The sequence below is a fragment of the Amycolatopsis sp. DSM 110486 genome (assembly GCF_019468465.1).
Taxonomy (GTDB): Bacteria; Actinomycetota; Actinomycetes; order Mycobacteriales; family Pseudonocardiaceae; genus Amycolatopsis.
On the sequence record NZ_CP080519.1, the window covers coordinates 3,345,743 to 3,360,525 of the forward strand.

14 protein-coding genes are annotated in these 14,783 nt (G+C 70.2%); 9 read left to right on the top strand and 5 right to left on the bottom strand.

The window, feature by feature from the left end; genetic code table 11:
* Entirely contained in the window at positions 1-1,077 is a 1,077-nt protein-coding gene (locus K1T34_RS16190) for a pentapeptide repeat-containing protein (RefSeq protein WP_220245088.1), read from the top strand.
* Here the strand turns inward: K1T34_RS16190 and K1T34_RS16195 are convergent.
* Both K1T34_RS16195 and purL read right to left on the bottom strand, forming a co-directional pair.
* Positions 1,058-1,630 (bottom strand): TetR/AcrR family transcriptional regulator, encoded by a 573-nt coding sequence (locus K1T34_RS16195; protein WP_220245089.1) that lies wholly within the window; start codon positions 1,628-1,630, stop codon positions 1,058-1,060. The two genes, K1T34_RS16190 and K1T34_RS16195, sit on opposite strands and share 20 nt — an antisense overlap.
* Positions 1,631-1,742: 112 nt before the next feature.
* Entirely contained in the window at positions 1,743-4,025 is a 2,283-nt protein-coding gene (purL, locus tag K1T34_RS16200; protein ID WP_220245090.1) for a phosphoribosylformylglycinamidine synthase subunit PurL, read from the bottom strand.
* Positions 4,026-4,168: 143 nt separating this feature from the next.
* On the opposite strand from purL, the gene K1T34_RS16205 reads away from it, so the two are divergent.
* Positions 4,169-5,797: an ABC transporter ATP-binding protein gene (locus K1T34_RS16205; RefSeq protein WP_220245091.1), complete on the top strand. Its 1,629-nt coding sequence runs from the start codon at positions 4,169-4,171 to the stop codon at positions 5,795-5,797.
* Positions 5,794-7,533, top strand: coding sequence for an ABC transporter ATP-binding protein (locus K1T34_RS16210; RefSeq protein ID WP_220245092.1), 1,740 nt, complete (start codon positions 5,794-5,796; stop codon positions 7,531-7,533). Before K1T34_RS16205 ends, K1T34_RS16210 begins: the two co-directional genes overlap by 4 nt.
* Before the next feature lie 196 nt (positions 7,534-7,729).
* On the opposite strand, the gene K1T34_RS16215 is transcribed toward K1T34_RS16210, so the two are convergent.
* Positions 7,730-9,025: a serine hydrolase gene (locus tag K1T34_RS16215; protein ID WP_220245093.1), complete on the bottom strand. Its 1,296-nt coding sequence runs from the start codon at positions 9,023-9,025 to the stop codon at positions 7,730-7,732.
* Between the two features lie 83 nt (positions 9,026-9,108).
* Between K1T34_RS16215 and K1T34_RS16220 the strand changes: the two genes are divergently transcribed.
* Both K1T34_RS16220 and K1T34_RS16225 read left to right on the top strand, forming a co-directional pair.
* Complete coding sequence (locus K1T34_RS16220) at positions 9,109-9,714, top strand: TetR/AcrR family transcriptional regulator (RefSeq protein WP_220245094.1); 606 nt, start codon at positions 9,109-9,111, stop codon at positions 9,712-9,714.
* A 183-nt stretch (positions 9,715-9,897) separates the two neighbouring features.
* Complete coding sequence (locus K1T34_RS16225; RefSeq protein ID WP_255638541.1) at positions 9,898-10,539, top strand: TIGR02452 family protein; 642 nt, start codon at positions 9,898-9,900, stop codon at positions 10,537-10,539.
* 1 nt (position 10,540) lies between these two features.
* On the opposite strand, the gene purQ is transcribed toward K1T34_RS16225, so the two are convergent.
* Positions 10,541-11,218, bottom strand: coding sequence for a phosphoribosylformylglycinamidine synthase subunit PurQ (gene purQ / locus K1T34_RS16230; protein ID WP_220245095.1), 678 nt, complete (start codon positions 11,216-11,218; stop codon positions 10,541-10,543).
* Positions 11,215-11,454 carry a phosphoribosylformylglycinamidine synthase subunit PurS gene (gene purS, locus K1T34_RS16235; RefSeq protein ID WP_204092648.1) on the bottom strand — a complete coding sequence of 80 codons (240 nt, stop codon included), beginning with the start codon at positions 11,452-11,454 and terminating at the stop codon, positions 11,215-11,217. Before purS ends, purQ begins: the two co-directional genes overlap by 4 nt.
* Positions 11,455-11,672: 218 nt before the next feature.
* Between purS and K1T34_RS16240 the strand changes: the two genes are divergently transcribed.
* The 4 genes from K1T34_RS16240 (at position 11,673) to K1T34_RS16255 (ending at position 14,781) form a co-directional block, all read left to right on the top strand.
* On the top strand, positions 11,673-13,259 hold the full coding sequence (locus K1T34_RS16240) for a GMC family oxidoreductase (RefSeq protein ID WP_220245096.1): 1,587 nt from the start codon (positions 11,673-11,675) through the stop codon (positions 13,257-13,259).
* 111 nt (positions 13,260-13,370) lie between these two features.
* Positions 13,371-14,237, top strand: coding sequence for an alpha/beta fold hydrolase (locus K1T34_RS16245; protein ID WP_220245097.1), 867 nt, complete (start codon positions 13,371-13,373; stop codon positions 14,235-14,237).
* Positions 14,180-14,503, top strand: a complete 324-nt coding sequence (locus K1T34_RS16250; RefSeq protein WP_255638769.1) for a nuclear transport factor 2 family protein — start codon at positions 14,180-14,182, stop codon at positions 14,501-14,503. The genes K1T34_RS16245 and K1T34_RS16250 overlap by 58 nt, the downstream gene beginning before the upstream one ends.
* Complete coding sequence (locus tag K1T34_RS16255) at positions 14,500-14,781, top strand: hypothetical protein (protein WP_220245099.1); 282 nt, start codon at positions 14,500-14,502, stop codon at positions 14,779-14,781. Before K1T34_RS16250 ends, K1T34_RS16255 begins: the two co-directional genes overlap by 4 nt.
* Positions 14,782-14,783 lie beyond the last annotated feature (2 nt).

A 14,783-nucleotide genomic window follows, 5' to 3' on the forward strand; every position in this document is an offset into this window, starting at 1 on the left:
GTGCGGTCCCCACTGCTCTGGACGTTCGTCGCGTCCGTGCTGCTGCTGTGCGGGGTCGGGGGCTGGCTGCTCACCGACCCCGCCACGAGCCGCAGCGATGCCCTGAAAACGGCCGGTCTGGCCGGCGGCGCCGTCGTGGCGCTCTACGCGCTGTGGCTCAACGACCGGCGCCGCCGCGTCGAAGAGGCGCGCCAGGAGATCGAGCGGCAGCGCCACGACCTGGAGATGCGCCGGGCCGAACAGGACCGTGAGCGCGTGTCCGACGAGCGGTTCGCCAAGTCGGTGGAGCTGCTCGGGCACGAGGCCGACCAGGTGCGCGTCGGTGCGCTGCACGCGTTGGCGGGTCTGGCGCGCAGCCGGCCGACGTACACGCAGACCGTGCTCGACGTGCTGTGCGCCTATCTGCGGCGGCCGTTCAAGCACGCGCGGTACGAGGATCCCGAGGCCGGCGACGGGCCCGAGGTCGAGCGAGAGCTCCAAGTCCGCCTGACCGCGCAGCGGCTCGTCGCCGAGCTGCTGCCGTGGGCGTCCGAAGTGGACGCTCCGAGCTACGACCTCGACCTCACCGGCGCGGTGCTGGAGTACCTCGACCTGTCCCGCCGCAAGATCGGCCGGCTGCTGCTGCGCTACGCGTCGCTGCACAGCAGCACGAACCTGAGCGGCTGCGTGATCACGGACCGGGCGTACTTCACCGCCGCCGGCACCGGCAACGGCCGCCTGATCGGCAACTTCCGATGCCGCGGCACGAAGTTCCTGGACTACGCGTGGTTCAGCGGCACGGTGTTCGCCGAGAACGCCGACTTCACGGAGACGACGTTCGCCGGGCGCACCGCGTTCAAGGACGCCGTGTTCACCAAGGACGCCGTGTTCACCGACGCGGCCTTCGACGACTCACTCGACCTGCGCCACGCGTCCTTCGGCGGCCACGCCGACCTACGCTTCGCGCGCGTGCCCGAGCACCTTTCGCTCTACAACACGAAGGTTTTGTCCACAAAGGACAATCAACTACCCGACGGCTGGCTGCTCGAACCCCTCGGCGACGACGGCGCCGCGCGCCTCACCGTGCCGGCGAGCTGACCGCCTCGATCGCCTCGTCGAGCAACTCGCCCAACGGTTTCCCGCCCGCCACGCGCGTCCACTCGTAGCCCGTGACGTCCAAACAGGACAGTGCGGCCGAGCCCAGCGCGTGGGCCGCGAACTCGTCGCCACCCAGCCGCTCGGCCAGCACCGGCACCAGCACTTCCTGCCACTGCAAGTGCTTGCGCAGCAACGCCGTGCGCAACGCGGGCGTCTCGGCCAGCATCGTCGCGCGAGGCAGCCCCGCGGCCTCCAGCGACTCCACGCACACCTGCAGCGCCGCGCGCAACGCCGGCCACGGCGCCTCGTCGGCGGGCCGCGCTTCGAGAGCCGCGGCCAGCTCGTGCCCGAGCTCCATCAGGTTGCCGACGACCATATCTTCCTTGCCGGCGAAGTACCGGAAGACGGTGCGCGTCGACACCCCCACGGCGGCCGCGATCTGGCCCACGGTCGTGCCCTCGAAACCCTGCTCGGTGAACAGATCCATCGCCTTCGCGGCGATCTCCGCAGTGACCGCCCTGCGCGTGACCTCGCGCAACCCTTCGCCGACCATGCGGCCGAGTCTAGCCGAGACACATCTGTCAGTCACTGACAAGCGGGACACGGCTCAAGCGAAGGGCCGCTCCCCGGTGTCTGGGAAGCGGCCCTTTCTGCGATCAAGAACTTCAGTCAAACAACGCCGGCAGCGTCTTCTCCCAGGTCTCGCGCAGCTCGTCGAGCGAGAACTCCGTGATGTCCTGCAGCTCGAGCGCACGGGAGTCCGGGTCGACGACGCCGGTCTTGCGCCACGGCAGCCCGCGCGCGGTGCACATCTCCGTGAACCGCAGCTCCTCTGTGCGCGGCACCGCCACGAGCACGCGGCCCGAGGACTCGGAGAACAGCTGCACGAACGGGTCCTGGTCGCGATCGAGGAACACCCGCGCACCGCACTGTCCGATGAGGACAGTCTCGACCAGGGCCTGCGCCAGACCACCGTCGGCGAGGTCGTGGGCGGCGGAGATCATGCCGTCGCGCGAGCCGGCGACGAGGATCTCGCCGATGAGCTTCTCGCGGGCCAGGTCGACGCGCGGCGGCACGCCGCCGAGGTGGCCGTGCAGCTCGCGCGCCCACGCGGAACCGTCGAGCTCGTCGTGGGTGTCGCCGAGCAGCAGCAGCGTCTCGCCGGCCTCCGCGCCGATGCCAGTGGGGATGCGGCGGGTGACGTCGTCGATCACACCGAGCACGGCGATCACCGGCGTCGGCAGGATGGCCGTGTCGCCGGTCTGGTTGAAGAAGCTCACGTTGCCGCCGGTGACCGGGATGCCCAGCTCGACGCACGCGTCGGCCAGACCGTGCACGGCCTGCTCGAATTGCCACATCACGGCCGGGTCGGTCGGGGCGCCGAAGTTCAGGCAGTCGGACACCGCGACCGGCGTCGCACCGCCCGTGGCGACGTTGCGGTACGCCTCGGCGAGCGCGAGCTGCGCGCCGCGGTACGGGTCGAGGTAGACGAACTTCGCGTTGCAGTCGGTGGACACCGACACGCCGCGGCCGCTCTCCTCGTCGATGCGGATCATGCCGGAGTCCGACGGCTGAGCGAGCACGGAGTTGCCGCGCACGTAGCGGTCGTACTGCGCCGTGACCCATTCCTTCGACGCCTGGTTCGGCGACGCGATGAGCTTGAGCAAGTCGGCCCGCAGCTCTTCGGGGGTCGACGGCCGGGGCAGCGAGGCCGACGTGTCGGCGATCAGCGCGTCCTGGCTCGCCGGGCGCTGGATCGGGCGGTCGTAGACCGGGCCCTGGTGCGCGACGGTGTGGGCCGGGACGTCGACCACGACCTCGTCGTGCCAGGTGATCACGAGGTTGTCGCCGTCGGTGACCTCGCCGATGTCGGTGGCGATCACGTCCCACTTGGCGCACACGGCCATGAACGCCTCGACGTTCTCCGGCGAGACGACCGCGCACATGCGCTCCTGCGACTCGCTCGAGAGCACCTCCGCCGGCGTCATGCCAGTGGCGCGCAGCGGCACGCGGTCGAGGTAGACGTGCATGCCGCCGTCACCCGCGGCCGCGAGCTCCGACGTCGCGCAGGACAGCCCGGCGCCGCCGAGGTCCTGGATGCCGACGACGAGCTTCTCCTTGAACAGGTCGAGGCAGCACTCGATGAGCACCTTCTCGGTGAACGGGTCGCCGACCTGCACGCTGGGCAGCTTGCGCCGGCCGGCCGCGGTCTCGTCACCGGAGAACGTGTCGCTCGCCAGCACGGACACGCCACCGATGCCGTCGAGGCCGGTGCGCGCGCCGAACAGGATGATCTTGTTGCCCGTGCCCGAAGCGAAGGCGAGGTGCAGGTCCTCGACGCGCATGGCGCCGACACACAGGGCGTTGACCAGCGGGTTGCCACTGTACGACGGGTCGAACACCAGCTCGCCGCCGATGTTCGGCAGGCCCAGGCAGTTGCCGTAGCCGCCGACGCCGGCGACCACTCCGGGCAGCACGCGCTTGGTGTCGGGCGCGTCGGCCGGGCCGAAGCGCAGCGCGTCGGCCACCGCGAGCGGACGGGCACCCATGGCCATGATGTCGCGCACGATGCCGCCGACGCCCGTCGCGGCGCCCTGGTAAGGCTCCACATAGGACGGGTGGTTGTGGCTTTCGACCTTGAAGGTGACCGCCCAGCCGTCGCCGATGTCGACCACGCCGGCGTTCTCGCCGATGCCCGCGAGCATCTTCGACTTCATCTCGTCGGTGGCCGTCTCACCGAAGTAGCCGAGGTGCTTCTTCGAGGACTTGTACGAGCAGTGCTCGCTCCACATGACCGAGTACATCGCCAGCTCGGCGTCGGTGGGCCGGCGGCCGAGGATCTCGCGGATGCGCGCGTACTCGTCTTCGGCCAGGCCGAGCTCGACGTACGGCTGCGTGGTGTCGGGGGTCTCCGCGGCCCGCGCGGTGGTGTCAACGGTGCTGGTCACGGTGTCCGTGTCAGGGTTCGCCACACCTCCAAGACTACGTGTCGGCCGGGTCACACCCTCAGTGGCATCCCCCGGTCATCCGCCGTTCGCCAGGGGATAAATCAGTCGCGCGGGCCGTGTGAAGCGGCTTACCGTCGACAATCGTGCTCTCCGCCACATATCCCTTCGCCTCGCCTCGGCTGCCCGCACGGCCGACGGCCGGCCGCTATCTGCTCGCGGTGCTGCGTTCGCGCCCGTGGCTGGTGGTGACGGCCGCGTTCACGGGCGCCTGCTGGTCGCTGCCCAGCGCGCTGCTGCCGCTGGTGATCGGCCGCGGCATCGACGCCATCGCGGCGGGCGACACCGGCGCGATCTGGCGCTGGGCGCTGGTGGCGGCCGGGCTGGGCGTGTTCCAGGCGGGTTTCGGCACGTGGCTGCACTTCACGTCGTACGGCATGTGGATCCACGGCGCGGGCACCACGCAGCGCCTGGTCACCACGCACACCACGCGCCTGGGCGCGACCCTGCGCGAGGCGACGACGACCGGCAACGTCGTGGCGGTGACGTCGTCGGACATCAACTGGATCGGCAACACCTACGAGGTGATCGGCCGGACCGTGGGTTCGGTGGTGGCGTTCGTGGTGATCGGCATCGCGATGCTGGGCTCGTCGCCGCTGCTGGGCGTCGTCGCGCTGGTCGGCGTGCCACTGGCGGTGCTCGGGATCGGGCCGCTGCTGAAGCCGTTGCAGAAGCGCAAGACGGTGCAGCGCGAGAACCTCAGCGACGTCAACGCGCTGGGCGCCGACATCGTGTCCGGCCTGCGGATCCTGCGTGGGGTCGGGGGCGAGCGGCGGTTCCTGAAGCGGTTCCACGACGCGAGCCAGCTGGTGCGCCGCTCGGGCGTGGAGGTCGGGCGCGCGGAGGCGTGGCTGGCCGCGGCGGCGATCGTGCTGCCGGGCCTGGTCACCGTGGCGATCACGTGGCTGGGCGCGCGGCTCGCGCTCGACGGCACGATCGGCGTGGGCGAGCTGGTGGCGTTCTACGGGGTCTCGGCGTTCCTGGTGGTGCCCGTGGACACGGCGACGGAGGCCGTGAGCGCGGTCAGCTCCGGGCTCGTGTCGGCGCGCAAGATCTGCGCGCTGCTGTCGCTGCGGCCTCGGCTGGCCGAGCCGGCGTCACCGGTGCCGCTGCCCGCCGGGCCGCTCGACCTGGTGGACACCGAGACCGGCATCCACCTCGAGGCGGGCAAGCTCACCGTCGTCGACCTCGGGGCCGACGCGGAGACGCTGGCCGACCGCCTGGCGCGGTTCACGGACGCCGCCGAGCCCGTGCTGGTCGGCGGCGTGCCCGTGGACCAGGTCGCGTTGGCGGAGCTGCGGGCGCGGGTGGTGTACGCGCACAACCAGGACCTGTGGTTCTCAGGTGTGCTGCGCGAACAGCTGAGTTCCGCGCTGCCGAGTGACGTGAGCGTGGAAGCGGCCCTGTACGCGGCCGACGCCGACGACATCATCGAGGCGCTGCCCCGGGGTGTCGACGAGCTGATCGGCGAGCGCGGGCGCGAGGTGTCGGGCGGCCAGCGGCAGCGGCTGAGCCTGGCGCGGGCGCTCGCGACGGACGCCGACGTGCTGCTGCTCGACGAGCCGACCTCGGCCGTCGACGCGCACACGGAGGCCAGGATCACCCAGCGCGTCGCGGACCTGCGGCGCGGGAAGACGACCGTGGTGTTCAGCCAGAGTCCACTGTGGACTCACGTGGCGGACGAGGTCGTGAGCGGAAAAGCGGTGACGGTGTGAAACGGCTCCCCCTCGCGTCGGGTCGCGACGTGCGGCGCTGGGCGGCGCGCACGGCCGCCGAGCACCGGCGCGAGTTCTCGGTGATGCTCGGACTGTTCTGCCTCGCGACACTGATCGGGCTGGCCGGGCCGCAGCTGCTCGGCCTGCTCGTGCAGGGCGTCGTCGACGGCAGCAGCACGGTGCGCGTCGACCTGCTGGCCATGGGTTTCGTGGTGGCGCTGGTGCTGCAGGCCTGGGCGAAGAAGGCGGCGCGCCTGCGTGGCCGGATGTTCGGCGAGCGCGTGCTGGCGCAGACGCGCGAACGGTTCGTGGCCAACTCCCTGAGCCTGCCGCTCGGCACGGTCGAGGCCGCCGGCACCGGCGACCTGCTCAGCCGCGCGACGAGCGACATCAGCCGCCTCGACCACGCCGTGCGCTTCGCGGCGCCGGAGATCCTGATCGCGGTGGTGACGGTGCTGCTGACCACGGTCGCGATGATCATCACGTCGCCGCTGCTGGCGCTGGCGCTGCTCGTGGCGCTGCCGCTGCTGGTACCCGTGAACATCTGGTACCAGCGCCGGATCCCCAAGCTGATGGCCTGGATGCTCGACCGCTGGGGCGACCTGCAGTCGGCCACGCACGAGACCGTGGAGGGCGCGCGGACCACCGAGGCCCTGAGCCTCACCGACCGCCGCATCCGCCTCGGCCGCGACGCCCTGGACGAGGCCGTGCTCGGCGAGCGCCGGATGCGCGCGCTGCAGCTGCGGTGGCTGCCGTCGCTGGAGATCAGCTACGTGCTGCCGATCGCCGCGATGCTGGGCCTCGGGTTCTTCGCGTACTCGCAGGGCTGGGCCCAGCTCGGCACGATCACCACGATGCTCGCCTACGCCCAGGCGATGACGGCGCCATTGAACGAGGCGCTGTTCTGGATGGAGGACCTGCAGGTGGCGCTGGCGGCGGCGCGGCGGATCCTGGGTGTGCAGCCTGCTCCGGCGCGCTCTGAGGTGACCACGGTGCCGGCCGGGCGCGACATCGAGGTGCGCGACGTCCACTTCGGGTACACAGCCGATCGCGAGGTGCTGCACGGGATCGACTTGTCGGTGCCGCGGGGCGAGCGGTTGGCGATCGTCGGGCCTTCGGGTGCCGGCAAGTCGACGCTGGGCCGGCTGCTTGCGGGCATCTCGGCGCCGACGTCGGGCTCGATTCGCGTTGGTGGCACGGAGGTTTCTTCGCTGGCGGAGGATCTGCTGCGCGGCGAGGTGCTGCTGCTGACGCAGGAGCACCACACGTTCTCGGGTTCGTTGCGGGAGAACCTGTCCCTACCGGCACGTCGTGATGGCGGGGACTGGACGGACGCGGAACTCCTGGCCGCGTTGACTTCGGCGGGTGCGGCGGACTGGTTCGCCTCCCTGCCGAACGGCTTGGACACGCGGCTGGGCTCCGGCGCGTACGCGGTCCCAGCGGCGTTGGCTCAGCAGCTGGCTCTGGCGCGGGTCGTCCTGGCGGACCCGCACACGCTGGTGCTGGACGAGGCGACTTCGTTGCTGGACACGGGTTCCGCGCGTGAGCTGGAGCGGTCGCTGAACGCCGTGCTGGAGGGCCGCACGGTGATCGCCATCGCCCACCGCCTCCACACGGCCGCCGCGGCCGACCGCGTCGCCGTGGTCGAGGGCGGGCGGATCACGGAGCTGGGCTCGCACTCGGAACTGCTGGCGGCCGACGGCCCGTACGCACGGTTGGTGGCAGCCGCGACGTAACCGGTCGCGCGCGTCGGCACGCAGCAGGTTCCCCAGTACAACCAGGGAATCGACTCATGGGTGGTCGGCGACACGCTGGTCGTCGTCAACGATCAGAAACCGTCCCGCCCGCCGACGGCAAGGTCTAAACCCGCCGCCGCGCGATGGACACGACTACAACAGTTACAACGACGCGATGATCTTCCGCCTCGGCTGATCAGCCGGGCTGCCGGCAGATCAGTACGTTGCAGTTCGCGTTGGGCGCCAGATCCCGCAGCAGCACGGCCGGATCCAGGTAGTTGACCGGGTTCACGTCCAGGTCCAGCGGCGGCGTGCGGAACGGCCCGGGGTCAGGCACGGGCGTGTCCTGGACGCCGCGCAGCAGGATGCGGAAGAAGTTGTAGTACAGGTCCGACCCGGACGGCGACGAGCTGAGCAGGCCGGCCAGGTTCGGTGCCGTGTCGCCGAGCACGCCGGTCCAGGTGACGGTGATGCCGAGGCTCGGGATCATGAAGTTGTTCTGCTGCAACGCGCCGACCATCGCGAACAGGTCGTCGGGGGCGCTGCCGATCATCGGGCCCGCCACCGTCTGCGCGTGGGGGAAGTTGGCCGATGTGCACGAGCTGCCGCCGTTGTGCCAGAACAGGAATCCGTAACACGGGTTGGTGGGCGTGTTCGCCCTGGCCTGGGTGATGTAGCCGCTGGAGAGGATGCGCTGCCCGCGCCAGCGGCCGTCGTGCTGCATCAGCAGCCCGAGCTTCGCGAACTGCGCCGGCGGGATGAACAGGTTGGTGTAGCCGTAGCTGTTTCCGGCCTGGTCGCGCAGCCAGAGGTAGCTGCCCCGCGGAATGCCGAGCGGGTCGAACAGCTCCCGCTGCGCGAAGTCCTGCAGATCCTCGCCGACGGCGCGCTGGAGCACCGCCGCGAGCAGGTCGGGCGTGCGCTGGCTGTACTCGAAGTGCGTGCCCGGCTCGTGGGTGAGCGGCTGGGCCATCGCCTCCTGTGCGACGTCGGGATCGAGGCCGATGGACGCCAGCTCCGCCAGGATCGACTCGTCGAGCCCGGAGGTCTGGGTGAGCAGATCGCGGATCGTGATGGCGCGGTGCGCCGCGTCGCCCATGCCCGCGGGCAGGTACTTGCCGATCGGGTCGTCGAGCCCGATCCGGTGCTGGTCGTAGGCGATGCCGGTGAGGATCGAGACGACCGACTTCGTGGCGCTGAAGATTTCCATCGGCACCTGGTCGGTGACCGGGTCGAGCAGGCCGCGGCCGATCCGGCAGTCGTCGCGGAAGATCTGGACGGACGCGCGCAGGTGGGTCTGTGCGTAGGCCACCGCGGCGTCGACCGCGGCGGGGTCCATCGCCTCCTCGGCGGGCGAAGCCATCGCGAAAGCCGTCCCCTCGGCTGGGAGCTCGCAGCCCTTCCTCGGCCCGGCGGTCGCCGTGCCGGGGGCGACCAGAGCCGCCGCCAGCAGCAGTGCCGCGGTGAATGAGGTGACCAGGCGTCGACGCATACCGGCGCTCCTTTGTGCTTGACCTGGCGGTAAAGCTAGCGCAGCTTTACCGCCAGGTAAAGCCGGGCGGATATGCTTGCCGGATGAACCGCTCCACCCGCGCCCGCCCCACCGACGACGAGCTGCTCGATGCCGCCAGGACGGTTTTCGTGGACTGCGGCTTCCGCGCCACCACCATGAACGCGATCGCGGACCGCAGCGGTTCGACGAAACCCACGCTTTACGCCCACTTCGGCGACAAGAACACCCTCTACCGACGCCTGCTGGACCGCGAGGCGGCGGCCTGCAGAGCGCGGCTGTTCGCCGAGTACGAACGCAACGACGGCCTCGGCCTGCGCACCCAGGTCGCCGCCGACACCCAGGCCCTGTTCGACTACGCGGCCGCCGAACCGGACGGCTTCCGCCTCCTGTTCGGCGTCGACATCACCAGCGACACGATCGCCGTGCGCGAGCTCCTCCTCGCCGACATCGACGAACAGGTCACCCGTCGCATCCGCGCCTACCTCACCGCCCGCGGCCTACCCGCACGCGACGACGAACGCCGGCTCGCCAACATCCTCGTCGGCGTCGCCACGACCTCCGCCCGCCACGCGATCGACCACGGCCTCGACCTGACGTCGGCGGCTCGGCTCGCCGCGGATTTCTCCACGGCGGCGCTGGTCAACCTTCCAGCCGTGCCATCGAGCTGAACGGCGAGACAGACCCCCGCCCTCCCTGGGGGGCGCGCCCATGTCCATTTTATCGGCCAGCACCGACAAGAAGCGCCGCTGAAGCTACCAACGACGGAGCTGTCCACAACGCGGCCAGGTTGTGGACAACCGCGGAAGTACCTGTCTGAACAGGCAAAGAGCGCGCCTACGCCCGTCGGCACCGTGCCCGCCGCCACCGCGACCCCGCAGATCGAGGTCACCAACGAGTCCAGCGTCGCCGCGGCGCGACAGCTCGGCGGTGACGTCGCCTGCCTGGTGTTCGCCTCCGCGCGCAACCCCGGCGGAGGATTCCTGAACGGTGCCCAAGCGCAGGAAGAGGCGATCGCCTGCAGCTCGGCGCTCTACGCGTGCCTGCTCGAAGCGCGGGAGTTCTACGAGTATCACCGCGCGAACACCGACCTCCGCTACAGCGACCGCGTCATCCACTCGCCGGGCGTGCCGGTGTTCCGCGACGACCACGGTGCCCTGCTGCCCGAGGCGACAACCGTCTCGTTCCTGACCGCGGCCGCCCCCAACCTGGGGGCGATCAAGCGCAACCAGCCAGAGCACGAAGCCTCCGTGCCGGCCGTCCTGGAGCGGCGGGCCGAGCGCGTCGTGGAGATCGCCGCGAGCCACGGGCACCGCAAGCTCGTGCTGGGTGCGTGGGGTTGCGGGGTGTTCGAGAACGATCCGGCGGTGGTGGCGAGCGCGTTCCGGAAGGCTCTCGCCGCCCGGCCGCACTTCGAGCACGTCACCTTCGCCGTGCTGGACCGGCGTGCGGGCGAACCGGCCTACGCCGCGTTCGCCCGCACGTTCGGCCGGTGAATCAGGCCTTCGCGAACGCGTCGACCGCGCTCAGGAACATGCCGAGCCCGTCGTCCGACGGTCCGGTCAGCGCGTCGATCGCGTGTTCCGGGTGGGGCATGAGGCCGACGATGCGGCCGTTTTCGCTGCGGACGCCCGCGATGTCGTTGCGGGAGCCGTTGGGGTTGCCGTCCACGTAGCGGAACGCGACGCGGCCCTCGGCTTCCAGCATGTCCAAAGTGGACTGGTCGGCCATGTAGCAGCCGTCGTTGTTCTTGAGCGGGATGAGGATCTCCGCGCCCTTGTCGTAGCGACTGGTCCACGCCGTGGTGTTGTCGTCGACGCGCAGCCATTGGTCGCGGCACACGAAGTGCAGGCCGACGTTGCGGATCATCGCGCCGGGCAGCAGGCCGGCTTCGCAGAGGATCTGGAAGCCGTTGCAGATGCCGAGGACCGGCATGCCCTTGCGGGCGGCGTCAATGACCGACGTCATCACCGGCGCGAAGCGGGCGATCACGCCGGCGCGCAGGTAGTCGCCGTAGGAGAAGCCGCCGGGGACTACCACGCCGTCGACGCCGCGCAGGTCGGCGTCGGCGTGCCACAGGGGCACGGCCTCGGCGTCGGCGTAGCGGACCGCGCGGGCGGCGTCGCCGTCGTCGAGCGTGCCCGGGAAGGTGATGACGCCGATGCGCGCGCTCACGCGTCCACCCGGCGGATGGTCCACTGCTCGATCACGGGGTTCGCGAGGAAGCCCTCGGCGATCTTGGCGAGCGTCTCGTCGTCGACGGTGTCGTCGACTTCGAGCTCGAAGTGCTTGCCCTGGCGCACTTCCGTGACGCCGGTGAAGCCCAGACGCGGCAGCGCACGGGCCACCGCCTGGCCCTGCGGGTCGAGGATTTCGGGCTTCGGCATGACGTCGACGACGACTCGGGCCACGGCAGGCTGCTCCTTATTCACGCAGGTCGTGGGGTACGGGCCGAGCGTACTTGACCCGTGGCGCCCGGCGCCCGTCCGGTGCCGCGCACAGAAGCGCAGGTCACAACTGGCCCGCGCCGCGAGGGGAGAGGATGCTGCTCGCGGGGCCTTTCCCCGGCCCGCGTGCTGGGCCATGATGAGTCGTTGACAGCACGCCAACATGAGCAGCTGGAGGCATCGTGGCCGGTCAGGACTCGTTCGACTACGTCATCGTCGGCGCGGGCAGCGCGGGCTGCGTACTGGCGGCCCGGCTGAGTGAGGACCCGGCCGCTCGGGTGCTGCTGCTCGAGGCCGGCGGCGAGGACACCGCCGACGAGATCCACATCCCGGCCGCGTTCGCGTCGCTGTTCAAGACGCGCTGGGACTGGAACTACGAGACCGTCGAGCAGAAGCACACCGGCAAGCCCGCCTACTGGCCGCGCGGCAAGATGCTCGGCGGCAGCTCGTCGATCAACGCCATGATCTACATCCGTGGCAACCGCGCCGACTACGACGGCTGGCGCGATTCCCACGGCGCCACCGGCTGGGGCTGGGACGACGTGCTGCCGTACTTCAAGCGCGCCGAGGGCAACCAGCGCCTCGGCGGAGCGCTGCACGGCACCGACGGCCCGCTGCAGGTCGAAGACCGTCGCTTCACCCACGAGCTCTCGAGCGCGTGGGTCGACAGCGCCGTGGCCTGGGGCTTGAAGCGCACCGACGACTTCAACGGCGAGACCCAGGAAGGCGCCGGCGTCTACCAGGTCACCTGCAAGCGCGGGCGGCGCTGGTCCACCGCCGACGCGTACCTGCGGCCCGCGTTGACCCGGCCGAACCTGACTGTCCACACCCACGCGCAGGCCACGCGGGTGGTGTTCGAGGGCACTCGCGCGGTGGGGGTGACCTACCTGCACAAGGGCGTCGAGATCACGGCGCGCGCCGACGCGGAGGTGCTGCTGTCGGGGGGCGCGGTGAACTCGCCGCAGCTGCTGATGCTGTCCGGCGTCGGGCCGGCGGAGCACCTTCGTGAGCTGGGGATCGACGTCGTCGCCGGGCTGGCGGGCGTCGGTTCGAACCTGCACGACCACCCGGCGGCCGGGATCATCTGGTCGACCAAGGGCACCACCGACCTCGTCGACGCGGCCACACCGGCGGGCCTCATCCGCTGGCAGCTGACGCGGCGCGGGCCGCTCGCGTCGAACATCGGCGAGGCCGGGGCGTTCTTCCCGACCCGCGACGGTCTCGCCGCTCCCGACATGCAGATCCACGTCGCGCCGACGTTGTTCTACGACAACGGTTTCCGCGAGCCCACCGTCCCTGGCTTCACCTCGGCGGCGACCTTGGTCGACGTCGCCAGCCGCGGCCGGTTGCGGCTGAAGTCGGCGAATCCCTTGTGGAAGCCGGAAATCGACCCGGCTTACTACGCGGAGCCGATCGACCTGGACATCATGAAGACGGCGCTGCGGTCACTGATCGACATCGGCAAGTCGGGGCCGCTCGCGCGGTTCCTGGACAAACCCTTCCTGCCCACGACCCACGACCTCTCCGACGACGCCCTCACCGACCACATCCGCGAGAACACCCAAACGCTCTACCACCCGGTGGGCACCTGCGCGATGGGCTCGGACGAGCTCGCGGTGGTCGACCCTTCACTGAAGGTGCGCGGGGTGGAGGGCCTGCGCGTCGTCGACGCCTCGGTGATGCCGGTGGTGCCGCGCGGCAACACGAACGCCCCGACGATCATGGTGGCGGAAAAGGCCGCCGACTTGATCCGGGGCCGTTCGGCTTAGGTCGGACCCAGCCAGTTGTCCCCAGTTTGCGCCCAGATAGGTCGGACCTAGGCAGTTGCCCCCAGCTGGGTCCGACCCAGCCAGTTGTCCCCAGCTGGGTCAAACCGATCCTTGGGTTCGCCCCAGGTACTTGTCCCAGCCTGCTCGGACCAAGCGGTTGCCTCGCTGGCCGAGAAGTGGCGCACGATCGACGACTACGAGGTGCGCATCGACCGCCGCCGGCAGATCGTGCTCGAGCTGGGTCTCGGACCGATCAACCTGGTCGGCATGGATGTGGGCGGCATGGTGGTCTACGCGTACGCGTCACGGCACCCTGACGAGGTCCGCCGACTGGTGCTCTCCGAGACGCTGATCCCCGGCTTCGGCCTCGAGGAGATGATGAACCCGTCCGCCGAAGGCGGCACGTATGGCTTCGGCTTCCACGGCCAGGTCGATCTCGCCACGTTCCTCACGCAGGGCAAGGAAACCGAGTACCTCACACCGTTCTACCGGCTGACCTCGGTGCGGCCGGACGCCGAGGAATACGGCGCCGCCCACTATCTGCCGCATTTCACCGGCCCGAACGGCATCCGCGGCGGCTTCCAGCACTACGGCGCCATGATCGAGGACGGCAAGGCCAACCGGGCCGAGTTCACGACCCGGCTCCCGATGCCTGTGCTGGTGCTCAACGGCGACCACGGCTACTACCGCGGCCAGCTGCTGGCCGGCGCCCGACAGGTGGCCGAGAACATCGAAACCGATGTCATTGCGCAGGCTTCCCACGCGTACGCGTTCGACAACCCGCAGGCCACCGCCGAGCGATTCCGCCGATTCTTCGCGGTGTCCGATACCGAGCGGCTGGTCATCGTCGACGAGATCCGCCAGTTCATGGCCCGGTATGCCTCTACGCCGACCACAAACAGTTCGACCAGCTCGCGCGGCTGTTCGCACCGGAGGCGACCTTCACGATCCATGACCCGCAAGGCGTCCAGGTCATGAAGATGACCGGCCCGAAGGAGATCGAGGACGTCATCACCACCAGCGTCGGCGACGCCACCGCGATCCACCACCTGTTCTCCTTCACCACCGAGGTCTACTCGCCGGTGGCTGCGTCCTCGACCGTCAACATGGAGGACTGGATCGACGACAGCACCCTCAAGGTGCGCGGCTACGGTCACTATCACGGCGAGTTCGCCAAGGTCGATGGCTCCTGGCGGATAGAGAAGTTCGTCCAGACCCGCCTGCGCACGGATGTGCTCCCGTGAGCGCACTGGGCGCCAGCGGCATCGACGTGTTCCCGCTCAACCTCGGCGGCAATAAGCCTCTGCTACACCCACAACGACGACCCGGACACGCCGATCGCGAAGACGCCGCCGCTTTCGACACCCTCGTGCGGGCGCGCGAAGTACGGGCGATCGGCGTGTCCGACTACAGCGGCGCCCGGATCCGAGAATGGCTCCAGGCCGCCTGCCGCGGCGGCTGGTCCTACTATCCCCACTTAGGTCGGACCCAACCAGCTGTCCACAGCCTGGCCACAACCTAGGT

What these genes read in the sequence shown, in the direction of transcription:
- K1T34_RS16195 (WP_220245089.1), bottom strand. Translation starts at nt 1,630, where the DNA reads ATGGTCGGCGAAGGGTTGCGCGAGGTCACGCGCAGGGCGGTCACTGCG.
- K1T34_RS16215 (WP_220245093.1), bottom strand. Translation starts at nt 9,025, where the DNA reads ATGCGTCGACGCCTGGTCACCTCATTCACCGCGGCACTGCTGCTGGCG.
- K1T34_RS16220 (WP_220245094.1), top strand. Translation starts at nt 9,109, where the DNA reads ATGAACCGCTCCACCCGCGCCCGCCCCACCGACGACGAGCTGCTCGAT.